The following is a 12,821-nucleotide window of genomic DNA, read 5'->3' as shown; positions in this document are numbered from 1 at the left end:
GAGGAGCCCGCTTCTTCAGCGGGCGTCTCGAACCATGAGCGTGGGGCAATCCTTCGAGACGCGGCCAAGAAGCCGCTCCTCAGGATGAGGTCAGTGTGTTTGGCGCACCCTTACTGACACGCCTCGCATTCGGGGTTGTCGATCGAGCAGGCCATCGCTGCAGACAGATCCGGTGCAGTGACGGCGGAAGACTGAACGAGGATTGGCGCACCTGCTGTCTTCGCTGCTGCGCCTGTTGCCGACACCGCGTTGAGCTTCCCGTCGGTGCCCTTCAGCGTCGACTTTTCCACATGCGTCGCGCTGCGCGAGCGCAGGTAGTAGGTCGTCTTCAATCCCAGCGTCCAGGCCAGGCGATAGAGCTGATCGAGCTTCTTGCCTGAGGGATTGGCAATGTAGAGATTGAGCGACTGCGCCTGATCGATCCATTTCTGCCGGCGCGAGGCCGCCTCGATCAGCCACGCGCTGTCGATTTCGAACGAGGTCGCATACAGCGCCTTGAGATCGTCGGGCACGCGATCGATCGATCCGACGCTGCCGTCGAAATATTTGAGGTCGGAGACCATCACCTCGTCCCACAACCCGCGCTTCTTCAGATCGCGCACGAGGAAAGCATTCACCACTGTGAAATCGCCTGACATGTTCGATTTGACATACAGGTTCTGATAGGCCGGCTCGATCGACTGCGCGACGCCGCAGATATTGGAGATCGTCGCTGTCGGCGCGATCGCCATCACGTTGGAATTACGCATACCGGTGGACTTCACACGGTCACGCAGGCCGTTCCAGTCGAGCGTGGTCGAGCGATCCATCTGCACGCCACCGCGGGCTTCCGCGAGTATCTCGATGGAGTCGATCGACAGGATGCCGCGGCTCCACAGCGATCCATCGAAGGACGGATAACGGCCGCGCTCGGCGGCGAGATCTACCGATGCGGAGATCGAATGGAAGGCAATCGCTTCCATGCTGGTGTCGGCAAACGCCACGGCCGCATCCGACGCCATCGCGATACCCTGCACCTGCAGTGCATCCTGAAAGCCCATCAGACCGAGACCGACCGGGCGATGCTTGAGGTTGGAACGCCGCGCTTCCGGGATGGTATAGAAGTTGATGTCGATGACATTGTCGAGCATCCGCATCGCCGTGGTCACGGTGCGCTTCAGCTGCGCGTGATCGAGACCGTCCTTGCCGATATGATTGAGCAGGTTGACAGAGCCGAGATTGCAGACCGCGACCTCATCATCGGACGTATTCAGCGTGATCTCCGTGCAGAGATTCGATGAATGGATCACGCCAGCATGCTGCTGCGGCGAGCGCAGATTGCAGGGATCCTTGAAGGTGATCCAGGGATGGCCGGTCTCGAACACCATGGTCAGCATGCGGCGCCACAAGTCAGTTGCGCGCACCTTCTTGAACACGCGGATCTCGCCGCGCGCAGCTTTTTCCTCATAGGCTGCGTAGCGCTCGGCAAACGGCTTGCCATAGAGATCGTGCAGTTCCGGCGTCTCGTCCGGCGAGAACAGCGTCCATTCGCCATCAAGCTCGACGCGCTGCATGAAAAGATCCGGCACCCAGTTGGCGGTGTTCATATCGTGCGTGCGGCGGCGGTCGTCGCCGGTGTTCTTGCGGAGATCGAGGAATTCTTCGATGTCGATGTGCCAGGTCTCGAGATAGGCGCAGACCGCGCCCTTGCGCTTGCCGCCCTGGTTGACGGCGATGGCCGTATCGTTGGCGACCTTGAGGAATGGCACCACGCCCTGGCTCTCGCCATTGGTACCCTTGATATGCGCGCCGAGACCGCGCACGCGCGTCCAGTCATTGCCGAGACCGCCGGAATATTTCGCCAGCAGTGCGTTGTCCTTCACCGACTTAAAGATGCCGTCGAGATCGTCGGCCACCGTCGTGAGGAAGCAGGACGACAGCTGCGGCCGCTGCGTACCCGAATTGAACAGCGTCGGCGTCGAGGCCATGAAGTCGAACGACGACAGCAGATTGTAGAATTCGATGGCGCGGGCTTCGCGGTCGATCTCGCGCAGCGCGAGGCCCATGGCAACGCGCATGAAGAAGGCCTGGGGCAGTTCGATGCGATTGCCCTGCACATGCAGGAAGTAGCGATCATAGAGCGTCTGCAATCCCAGGAACTGGAACTGAAGGTCCCCTTCCGGCTTCAGCGCGGCAGCGATTCGCTTCAGGTCGAAGCGCGCGAGTTCGGGATCGAGCAGCTCGGCCGCAATGCCGGTCTTGATATAGGCGCCGAAATATTCGGCGTAGCGCGTGGTCATGTCGGCCTGCGACGCGTGGGTCGGCGTGCCCCCTACAATGGACAGGACTTCGGTGCGCAGCTTGTCGAGCAGCAGGCGGGCGCTGACAAAGGTGTAGTTCGGCTCCTGCTCCACCAGCGTACGCGCGGCCATGATGCCGGCCAGTGCCAGCTCATCCAGCGTAATGCCGTCATAGAGATTGCGGCGGGTTTCCTCGAGCACCGGGGCGGCATCGACTCCGTCAAGGCCGGCGCAGGCCTCGTTGACGATCAGCGCGAGACGCGCCGAATCGAGAGGCGCGCGCGTGCCGTTGGCGAGCGTGACATGCAGCACCGGCGCGGTGGAAACCGGCGCGGGCTTGGCTGCCAGTTCCTCGGCGCGGGTGCGAGCGCGCTCCTCGCGGTACAGGACATAAGCGCGGGCCACCTTGTGGTGCTCGCTGCGCATCAGCGCCAGTTCGACCTGATCCTGGACGTCCTCGATATGGAAGGTGCGGCCTTCACCGACGCGGCGAGTCAGCGCCGCCACGACTTCGCCGGTCAGCTGTTCCACCGCCTCATGGACGCGGCGCGAGGCCGCTGCCGTGTGGCCCTCGACCGCGAGGAAAGCCTTGGTCATGGCCACGGAAATCTTGCCCGCATCGAACGGCGACACCGTGCCGTTGCGTCGGATGATCTGCATCGAGGGTTCGCGCGCAGGCGCAGCGAGCGTTTCCGGCGACAGTTGAATCAGCGGCGCATGAGCCGCATCGCGTCCGTTGGACAAAACAGAAGATGAAGTAGGCATCGGCAAGACCCCGTGTGATGCATCAAGCAATGGGGGCTGGGGCCGAAAGGACGCTGCAAAATACACGGCGGAGATCCGCCGGCATTGCCTGCAAGCGACCGCTGGGACACCCCGCCCATGGACGTTCTGGTGTCGCGGCAGGTCTCCTGGCTCGCAGGTCAATGTCTGTTTCAGCCTTCCCGATGCTTGCGCATCAGTGACTTCAATCGAAACAGACTCACTGCTTACAGTTGCGGGGGCAGCGCCGGAATATGACGAAAAACAACGTCTTTACCGGCTTCCCTCTTAGCCACCAAGTCTTGCGACAGGGCGGACCGTGACATCTACATTTGGTGTGACCCGCGGTGTAGTGTCAAGCGGGCATTGGAGCCGAACGCAACAAATTCGGTAGGGCTGTTGGTTCAGTGGACAACCGCTTGCGTGGCGGAAACCGCGGGGTCGTTGGCGGTTTCTGCACGATGCGATTCGTTGCCGCCGAGCACCGCGAAGCGCAGAACATCGTGATCAACCGATGGAGGATGCGATGCGCGACCTGATGACGACCACTGAAAGGATCAACTTCAACGATTTCGTGGAGCACGCAGGCGCGCTCACGGCGTTCGAGACGACGGAGCAGATCGCCCGGCGCCGCCTCGACGAGATGCTGAACGAAGCGCTGATGGACAGCTTTCCTGCGAGCGATCCGATTTCTTCGTTGCAACTCGCCTGAGCGGATCAGACCGCGCGAAAGCTGGCCCGATACTGGCTGGGCGTCAGACCCAGCCGTCGCACGAAGACCTGACGCATATGTTCGGCGGTGGTGAAACCGGATTCATAAGCCACCACCTTGAGTGGAAGATCGCTGCCTTCGAGACGGTTACGCGCCGTGTCGATCCTGGCGCCCTCGACAAAATCAGCCGGCGTCATCTTTGTTTCGTGCTTGAACACCCGCGCGAAGGTCCGCGCGCTCATGCCCGCCACATCGGCCAGTTCATCCACGCTGTGTGCGTCACGCAGATGGGCCATCACATGGGTATGGACTCGCGCGATCGGCGAGTCCGGCTCGGCCGGCGGTACCAGATACGGACTGAATTGCGACTGGCCACCCTGGCGCTGCGCCACCACAACCAGACGCTTGGCCACGGCCAGCGCAACATCCGCGCCATGATCCTCCTGGACCAGCGCGAGACCCAGATCGATGCCTGCGGTGACGCCGGCTGACGTCACCAGCGCACCGTCACGACTATAGATGCGATCGAACTCCACATGCGCTTTGGGAAAACGCAGCGCCAATAGCGGCGCGTTCTGCCAGTGCGTCGTCACCGTCTTGTCGTCGAGCAAGCCTGCATGGCCGAGCGCGAATGCCCCGGTGCACACCGAACCATAACGCCCCGCCTGGAGCGCCGCATTGGCCAGCCACTCTGTGAGCTGCGGATCCGCCTCCGCCGTCGGCAGCCCTGGCCCGCCGGCCACCAGCACCAGATCCCAGGGCTTGTTCGCATCACTGAACGCCAGATCGGCGGATATCCGCAAACCGTTCGATGCACGCAGCGGCGCGCAGTCTGCAGCGACAAGTGTAATGTCGTAGCCGTCGCCCGGTGCAACGAAGCGATTGGCCTCCATGAACACATCAAGCGGACCGGCTACGTCCAGCGACTGGACGCCCGGAAAGATCGCAAGAGCAACGGTCTTCATGGTGATGCTTCATTCCGACGGCGAGGACAGGCCCAAGTCATTCTGAATAGATAGTCGTCTTGCGGCAGGAAATCACGGGCGAATGGCAGCTTTGCAGGGCGCGGCGCGATTGCGAGGACACCGCCCGCCGGCGACAACGGATGCATCACAACACCCCCGCAAGGAGCATCTCATGAGCAAGACCATTGCCGGCATCAAAGTCCCTGACAGCGCCCTCGCCCGCCAGGTCGATCAGCTGGTGCGCGACACCGAAAGCGATCTTCTGTATCATCATTCCAATCGGGTTTTCCTGTTCGGCGCGCTCGCCGGACAGCGCAAGGGTCTCAAGGTCGATTCCGAGTTACTTTATGTCGGCGCGATGTTTCACGACATGGGCTTACAGGCGCCCTATGCGAGCAAGGATGAACGTTTCGAAGTCGATGGCGCGAATGCTGCGGCGGACTTTCTGCGCAGCCACAGTATCGATGAGCGCGACATCGACGATGTCTGGGACGCCATCGCGCTTCACACGACACCGGGCATTCCCAAGCACAAGCGGCCCGTGGTGGCGCTCGTCACGGCTGGTGTCGAGATGGATGTGCTGGGTCTTGAGTACGACGCCTTCACGGCACATCAGCGCCACGAAGTGTGTGCCTGCCATCCGCGCGGCCATGACTTCAAGAACGGGATCATCGATGCGTTCGCTGCAGGGACGATCCACAAGCCGGAGACCACCTTCGGCAACGTCAAGGCTGACGTGCTCGACCTCCGCGACCCCACCTACAAACGCGGGAATTTCTGCAGCATCATCCTGAACTCGGCGTGGAGCGAATAGACTCCCGCACGCGCATGGCGATCAACGCTGCCACCAGCAGCGTTGCGCCAAAGCCCGTGGGAGCGCCGAGAAATGGATAGGCGATCAGCAGCGCAGCAGCGAGACCGAGCACCGGCAGTTCGTGACGGCGAAAGCCTTCCGCGAGACCGATACGGGCGATGAAGCCGATGGCAATCGCAAGCACCATCACGTCGTACAGGAAAAGGTAGGGCGTCGTGAGCAAGGCGCCGACCGCCAGTGCAGCGGCTTTCAATTCATATCGCACGCTGCTGCGCCAAAACGGCACCAGCACCGCTACGACGGCACCAATCATGATCCACTGAAACGTCCAGGCCAGCGGCTCGCTGCCGTCAAAATAGCGCACCAGTGCGAAGATGCTCTGCATCTTGCCCCATGGCGCGCGGCCTTCGGTGAGGAAGGCCTGCGAGAACATCGGCATCCAGTGAATAAAGGCCTGCCAACTTTCGGTGCCGAAAGCGAGCCACGACACCGCGGCCAGCAGCACTGTGGTGATACCTGCGCTGACAAACGCCTTCCATTGTGCCGCCGCGATCAGCATCAGCGGAAACAGAAATCCGTATTGCGGCTTGTAGCTGAGCAGGCCCAGACAGATCCCCGACAGGATCGGCCGGGTCGGCAGCAGCACCAGCATGCCGCCGATCAGCGCCGCTGTCAGAAATCCGTTCTGCCCGACAAGGCCGTTGGTCATCACCACCGGAAAAGCCGCAGCCAATAAAAGGCCGAAGGGACGACCGACGATCGCACGCATCGCCGCCAGATACGGCACGAAGCTGACTGCAGCCCAGCTGGCAAAGGCCACGGCATAAGGCAGCTTTGCGAGCAGTGCCGCGATGAACAGGAACGGCGGCGGATAATGCCAGGCGAAATTGCCGGGATAGCTCTGACCGAGAACCGCTATCTGGACCTTTTTCTGGATGTCCCAGTCATAGGCCCAGGCCGGATGACCATCGAGCACCAATCGCCCGGCAGACCACACATTGACGAAGTCGGTGGGCGAGCGGAGGCCGTCTTCATAGATCCAGCCGCGACCGTAGAAGGTCGGAAAGAAGGCGAGATGCAGCATCGTCAGGATCGTGCAGACGATCAGCAGCGCCGGCGGAACAGGGCCACGCTCAGGTATCGAAGTCATGATGAGCGGCGCTGGCATAGGGTCCCCAATGCGCATCAAGGGCGCCGGGCGACAGTGCCGAGGGAAGTTTGAGGAAGGTTTAAGTGAGACGTGGTCCCCGGATCGTACCTCGCTCCATTCGAGCTACAGATAACAAAAAACGCGGCCTTTCGGCCGCGTTTTGCATGTTTCGTGTGACGACTTTACGCCTGCGGCTGCGGCTCCAGGCCACCGTCCGGACGCGGGCGCGGCTTGCCAGCGGGCGGCACAGCCGAGGTGCGCGGGCCCGATGGTTCCAGCACCGACTCGCGGTTCGGCTTCTTGCCGTTCAGCAAATCCGTGATCTCGTCGCCCGAGAGGGTTTCGAATTCGAGCAAGCCCTTGGCCAGCGTTTCAAGGTCATCGCGCTTCTCGGTGAGAATCTTGGTGGCCTCGTCGTAACCTTCTGCGACCAGGCGCTTCACTTCGGAGTCGATCTTCTGCGCGGTCGATTCCGAAACGTTCTGCTGGCGGTTAACCTGCATGCCGAGGAACACTTCGTCATTGTTCTCGCCATAGGAGACCGTGCCGAGTTCTTGCGACAGGCCCCAGCGCGTGACCATCATACGAGCCAAGCGCGTGGCCTGCTCGATGTCGGAGGACGCACCCGAGGTGACCTTGTTGCGGCCGAAGATCAATTCTTCAGCAACGCGGCCGCCCATCATGATGGCGAGGCGCGAGGTCATCTGCTCCAGGGACATCGACATCTTGTCGCGTTCCGGCAGCTGCATGACCATGCCGAGCGCACGGCCGCGCGGAATGATCGTCGCCTTGTGGATCGGGTCGGTGGCGATGACGTTGAGGCCGACGATGGCGTGACCGCCTTCGTGATAGGCCGTCAGCATCTTCTCTTCCTCGGACATCACCAGCGACTTGCGCTCGGCGCCCATCATCACCTTGTCCTTGGCCTCTTCGAACTCGCTCTGCGTCACCATACGCTTGTTGCGGCGCGCGGCAGTCAGTGCGGCCTCGTTGACGAGGTTCATCAGATCAGCGCCGGAGAAACCGGGCGTGCCGCGTGCGATGGTCTTGAGATTGATATCCGGCGCCAGCGGCACCTTGCGGACATGGACCTTGAGGATCTGCTCGCGACCGACAACGTCCGGATTTGGCACCACGACCTGACGGTCAAAACGGCCGGGACGCAGCAGCGCGGGATCCAGCACGTCCGGACGGTTGGTGGCGGCGATCAGGATCACGCCTTCATTGGCCTCGAAGCCGTCCATCTCGACCAGCAACTGGTTGAGGGTCTGTTCGCGCTCGTCATTGCCGCCGCCGAGACCGGCGCCACGATGACGGCCGACAGCGTCGATTTCGTCGATGAAGATGATGCAGGGCGCATTCTTCTTGGCCTGCTCGAACATGTCGCGCACACGGGATGCGCCGACGCCGACGAACATTTCGACGAAGTCCGAACCCGAAATGGTGAAGAACGGCACATTGGCTTCGCCCGCGACCGCACGCGCGATCAGCGTCTTACCGGTGCCGGGAGGGCCAACCAGCAGCACGCCGCGCGGGATACGTCCGCCGAGGCGCTGATACTTGCCGGGGTCGCGCAGGAATTCGACGATTTCCTGCAGATCCTGCTTGGCTTCGTCGACGCCGGCGACGTCTTCGAACGTCACGCGGCCATGCGCTTCCGTCAGCATCTTGGCGCGCGACTTTCCGAAGCCCATCGCCTTGCCGGCGCCGCCCTGCATCTGGCGCGACAGGAAGATCCACACGCCGATCAGCGCGATGAACGGCAGCCATGAGACGAGCAGCGACACGAACCACGGCACGTTGTCGCCCGGAGCCTTCGCGGTGATCGAGACCTTGGCGTCATACAGACGCTTGATCAGGGTCGGGTCGCTCGGGGCATAGGTCTGGAAGCTGGAGCCGTTGGTGAAGGTGCCGTGAATCTCGGGACCCTGGATTACGACATCGCGGACGTGATTTTGATCAACTTCGGTGAGGAGCTGCGAGAACGAAATGTCCTGCGAGGCGGTGCGCTGACCAGGATTCTGGAAAAGCGTGAACAGCGCCAGCAGCAACAAAACGATAATGACCCAGAGGGCAAAATTGCGCAGGTTCGCGTTCATCGATCTTCCTTCGTCGCCGCGCGAAATCGCGGCCTTATTCCCTTGTGGGTCGCCACAAGGGTTCACCCTGGGTCGGTCGGATACAATCTAGGTGCGACCGAGGGCGCTGCCAAGGGAACTGGGATGGACTATTTAACGCATCTACGCGCATTTCCGGTTCAAATAATGGCAGTGCTGACAGGGTTTTCCCACGGTGGTTAAGGTACTGTGGGGCCACAGGTAGCTCTTTGCACTCAATCGGCGCGGCGACGCCTGGGCGGCGCCGGAACGATTCTCAGGCGGTCCTGCGTCAGCGTGATCATGGCACCGGCGAGCGTCTGCTTCAGCAGAGTACCTTTCCCGCCCGATCGCGTGGCCTGAACGATGGCGAATACAAGCGTTTCGACCTTGCCGAGCTCGGCCGGCCCTTCGTGCCCGACCTGATCGATCATCCGCAGCAACAATCGAACGCGAATTTCCTCCGCCAGCCCCGCAAATGCTCCCGCATCGATGGCTTCGGGCACCCTGCCCGGGCTGCGCAGTGCCAGAAACCGCTCTGCCCCGTCGACCATCAGTTCCAGCGCAGCATCGGCACGCCGCAGCCGCGTCGCCAGCCGGGCGAGATTTCGCGCATCGAAGCCCTCGGACGCCAGCGCCGGCATCAGAGCCCGCAGCCGCGGACGGGTGTAGCTCGGATCGGAGTTACTCGGATCGGTCGCGAAGTCGATTTTCGCTTTGGTCAGCGTCGCAACAAGTTGCGCCTTCGCGATGTGCAAAAAGGGACGCGCGAGCTGGATGCCGTCACGCTCGGTCAGCCGCGCCATGCCTGCGAGCCCGGCGATGCCGCTGCCGCGCGCCATCCGCATCAGCAGGGTCTCGGCCTGATCGTCGCGGGTGTGGGCAGTCAGTACATGGAATGCTCCAACGCTGCGCGCGGCCTTAGCCAGCAGCAGATAGCGCGCATCGCGGGCCGCGGCAGGCAGTCCGGTTTTCGGCTTGGCGCCAGTCCAGCGGAGAGTGCGGTGAGGAATATCGAGAGATGCCGCGAGCCGCTTCACGTCGCGGGCCTCGCGGGCCGCTTCAGGTCGTAAACCATGGTCGATGGTCACGGCAATAAGATCGGGGCCGCGTTTGAGCGCACGCCGCCAACGCGCGGCGAGCCACATCAGGGCGACGGAATCAGGACCGCCGGACACGGCCAGGACCAATGCTGGCGCGGACGCCCAGTCAGCGAATAGCTGTTTCGCCATCTGGGCCGAAATCGGCGACTGGTCGTCGTCGGACATGCGCGTCAGAACCGGTTGCGACCCGGCTGATTGTCCGGGTCGATCACCTAGCACTTAACGCGTTTTTGCTCGCGATCCACGCCCTGTTTCACGCCGGCCGAGGCACGGGGATATTTCCGCGTCACTTCACCGAAGGCGGCACAGGCGGCTTCCTTTTCCTTCAGCGCGGCCAGCGACTGGCCAAGCCGCAGCAAGGCATCGGGCGCCTTGGCGGAGGTGTCGTATTTCGTGGTCACGCCCAGGAATGTCTCGGCGGCATCGCGATATTTCTGGCGCTGGAAGAAGCTCTCGCCGAGCCAATACTGCGAATCCGCAATCATTGGATCGCCAGGATATTTCTGGGCGAAGTTGCGCATAGTCTCTTCGGCCAGCGCATAATCGCGACGCTGCATATAGCCGATGCCGAGATCGAACTCGTCCTTCGGGGTCGCGCCCGGCGGCAACGTCGTCAGTGCTGGCGCAGCTCCGCCCTGGGCGGCATTGCCCAGCGGGAGCGGCTCGCCGGCCCCACGACCGCCCTGTGCACCGACCGGTGCGTTTGCCGGCATCGGCTGCTGCCCGCCACCCAGCGCGCGCGGCACGCCCGGCGCATTGGGGTTCGCATTGGGATCGAACGCATCGTTACGACGGCCTGCGCGAGGAGCTGGCGCGGGATCCTGAGCAATTGGTGCAGGTGCCGCGATCTGCGGCTGTTGCTGATTGTAACCGGGCTGATGCACGGGAGCCTGCTGCATCGGCGGCTGCTGGACCGGCGCGCCAGCGACATTGGGACGGCCTCCTGCGCCCGCTGGGGCGCCGCCGGCCTGCAACTGCCGGAGCTGATCCTCGAGCTGCCGATTGCGGAACTGCAGTTCTTCATTCTGGCCGGTGAGCTGCCGCAGTTGGTTCTGCAACCGCTCGATCTGCAAGCCTTGGTCGGCATCGTCGTCGCCCGATTGCTGGCCGTAGCCCTGCTGACGGGGAGCCGGTTGACCGAACAACTGCGCGGATACGGGCGATGCCGTCACGAGCAGGACAGACAATAACGCAGCGCCGGCTAGCGAATGAGATCTGGATGACATTTGAGCCTGAAAATGACCGGTTTCACGCCCCATTGGCGCGCATCACGATGAGAATTTCACTACGCCAAAAATGTGACTTTCGACAGCGACAAAGGCGCCCGTTGAAAACAAAAACGGCGCCTGCCCCGGGGGCAGACGCCGTTTTGTTTGATATCAGACGTCGCTTACGCGCCGGCGTTCAGCACGGTGACCGCACGGCGGTTCTGCGACCAGCACGAGATGTCGTTACACACCGCGACCGGGCGTTCCTTGCCATAAGAGATGGTGCGCATCCGGCTGGCATCGATACCGCGCGAGGCCAGGAAGGTGCGAACCGACTGGGCACGGCGGGCGCCGAGGGCAATGTTGTATTCGCGGGTGCCGCGCTCGTCCGCATGACCTTCGATGGTGAAGGAATAGCGGTTGTACTGCTGCAGCCACTGCGCCTGCTTGTCCAGGGTCGCGATCGCCTGCGGCGACAGTTCGGTCTGATCGCTCTCGAAGAACACGCGATCGCCGACATTGACGACGAAGTCCTGCTGGCTGCCCGGCGTGGCGGCATTGGCCATCGCGCCATCGGCACCCAAACCGTTCTTGTTGGCGCAGGCGCCCATCGACAGCGCCACGGCCAGCACTGCAGCCAGTTTTAATCCCTGGAGGATACGCATCTGATGCTTCATTCCCGGAGCCTCCACGCTCACGCTTTACCCAACTGTCATTCGGTCTACAGGGCGTTGGTTAAGCGAACGTTCCGTCAACCTTGATGAGGTGTTGCCAAAACCGATCAAAAGCCACAGGCCGCGAAAAAGCAACGACGTGGTTAATGGTTGGCAAATGTGGCGCGACGGTGAAGGTTCTGAGAAAGCAGCTGGTTTTAGGCAGAATCCCGCTGCGGGACTGCCGGGATAGTCAGCAATGACCGGCGACCGGACTGTCGCCCCCCTTCGCCCTCAGGTGCGGGGCAACACCGCGGCCTGGGCGATATGGAACTCGGATGAATGGAGATCCGGCGCCAGGGGCTCGCTCTTGCGCTCGAACAGAGCCCGCTGCTCGAAGAGACTGGAGCGGAAATGTGGGTAGCGCATGAAAATGCGTTCGCGCACCGCGGCGTAGTCGGCCGCCATCAGGCATAGCGGCTTGGTCAGCGTCGGATAGGGCCGCGGCTCGCACATCGGCGTCTGCAGGAAAACCTTGCGATAGAACGCACGATGCTCGGCGCGCACGGTCGCCGTCCCTATATCGGCTTTGAAATAGCCGCAGGCGACATAGCCCAGCCGAACCGTCATATAGGGCAATTCAGGAAACTTGGTGCGGTTGTTCGGGTCGGCCACGAAGCGGTTCGGGTCGACGATGATCTTCCCTTTGTCCAGCTCGGGACGCAACAGGTCTCCGAATGCATCGACGGCAGGCGTTTCCGGATTGTCCGGCGTCGCTACGCTGACGCGCAGCGAACTGGCGAGCTCGCCATCAACGAATATCCCGAAAGTCCATGAATTCGGCAAATCGTCGAAACGGTCGGCGAGACGGCGATCCGCGCGAGGCTCGATGGCCCCCTCATGGAGATAGGCCCTATAGCGCAGGCTATAGATCGCCTCTTTCTCAGCTTCGGTTTCGGCAAGACGGTAGTCAACCCGGTCGAGAATATCGCTGCGCTTCGAAGCCTCAGTCGCTTGATCGGCCGAAGCCATCATTCCGTCTCCTACGCACCAACGCCATGACTACGCGAGTAAGGAAA

The 12,821-nt window shown here is 62.2% G+C and carries 10 protein-coding genes and 1 riboswitch; of the genes, 2 read left to right on the top strand and 8 right to left on the bottom strand.

What is annotated here, in order from left to right:
• Positions 1–110: 110 nt before the first annotated feature.
• On the bottom strand, positions 111–3,044 hold the full coding sequence (locus tag SFY93_RS09825) for a ribonucleoside-diphosphate reductase subunit alpha (RefSeq protein ID WP_320446947.1): 2,934 nt from the start codon (positions 3,042–3,044) through the stop codon (positions 111–113).
• 119 nt (positions 3,045–3,163) lie between these two features.
• Positions 3,164–3,378: riboswitch (cobalamin riboswitch) on the bottom strand.
• A gap of 189 nt (positions 3,379–3,567) precedes the next feature.
• Between SFY93_RS09825 and SFY93_RS09820 the strand changes: the two genes are divergently transcribed.
• Positions 3,568–3,753 (top strand): hypothetical protein, encoded by a 186-nt coding sequence (locus SFY93_RS09820; protein WP_175366381.1) that lies wholly within the window; start codon positions 3,568–3,570, stop codon positions 3,751–3,753.
• Positions 3,754–3,758: 5 nt separating this feature from the next.
• Here the strand turns inward: SFY93_RS09820 and SFY93_RS09815 are convergent, their stop codons facing one another.
• On the bottom strand, positions 3,759–4,718 hold the full coding sequence (locus SFY93_RS09815; RefSeq protein WP_320446946.1) for a GlxA family transcriptional regulator: 960 nt from the start codon (positions 4,716–4,718) through the stop codon (positions 3,759–3,761).
• A gap of 172 nt (positions 4,719–4,890) precedes the next feature.
• On the opposite strand from SFY93_RS09815, the gene SFY93_RS09810 reads away from it, so the two are divergent.
• On the top strand, positions 4,891–5,532 hold the full coding sequence (locus SFY93_RS09810; protein WP_320446945.1) for an HD domain-containing protein: 642 nt from the start codon (positions 4,891–4,893) through the stop codon (positions 5,530–5,532).
• Here SFY93_RS09810 and SFY93_RS09805 read toward each other — a convergent pair.
• The 6 genes from SFY93_RS09805 to SFY93_RS09780 form a co-directional block, all read right to left on the bottom strand.
• Positions 5,504–6,682: a glycosyltransferase family 87 protein gene (locus SFY93_RS09805; protein WP_320446944.1), complete on the bottom strand. Its 1,179-nt coding sequence runs from the start codon at positions 6,680–6,682 to the stop codon at positions 5,504–5,506. The two genes, SFY93_RS09810 and SFY93_RS09805, sit on opposite strands and share 29 nt — an antisense overlap.
• Before the next feature lie 182 nt (positions 6,683–6,864).
• Positions 6,865–8,781: an ATP-dependent zinc metalloprotease FtsH gene (ftsH, locus tag SFY93_RS09800; RefSeq protein WP_320446943.1), complete on the bottom strand. Its 1,917-nt coding sequence runs from the start codon at positions 8,779–8,781 to the stop codon at positions 6,865–6,867.
• 233 nt (positions 8,782–9,014) lie between these two features.
• Complete coding sequence (tilS, locus tag SFY93_RS09795) at positions 9,015–10,046, bottom strand: tRNA lysidine(34) synthetase TilS (protein WP_320446942.1); 1,032 nt, start codon at positions 10,044–10,046, stop codon at positions 9,015–9,017.
• A gap of 47 nt (positions 10,047–10,093) precedes the next feature.
• Positions 10,094–11,107, bottom strand: coding sequence for a tol-pal system protein YbgF (ybgF, locus tag SFY93_RS09790; RefSeq protein ID WP_320446941.1), 1,014 nt, complete (start codon positions 11,105–11,107; stop codon positions 10,094–10,096).
• Positions 11,108–11,271: 164 nt separating this feature from the next.
• Positions 11,272–11,766, bottom strand: a complete 495-nt coding sequence (gene pal, locus SFY93_RS09785) for a peptidoglycan-associated lipoprotein Pal (RefSeq protein WP_068733555.1) — start codon at positions 11,764–11,766, stop codon at positions 11,272–11,274.
• Positions 11,767–12,036: 270 nt separating this feature from the next.
• Positions 12,037–12,777: an N-acyl amino acid synthase FeeM domain-containing protein gene (locus SFY93_RS09780; protein ID WP_374725695.1), complete on the bottom strand. Its 741-nt coding sequence runs from the start codon at positions 12,775–12,777 to the stop codon at positions 12,037–12,039.
• Positions 12,778–12,821 lie beyond the last annotated feature (44 nt).

Origin of the sequence: Tardiphaga sp. 42S5, from assembly GCF_034044155.1 — a bacterium.
In the GTDB taxonomy this organism is placed as follows: domain Bacteria; phylum Pseudomonadota; class Alphaproteobacteria; order Rhizobiales; family Xanthobacteraceae; genus Tardiphaga; species Tardiphaga robiniae.
Note: the sequence above shows the minus strand (reverse complement) of the source record. Positions and strands in the feature narration are given on the sequence as shown.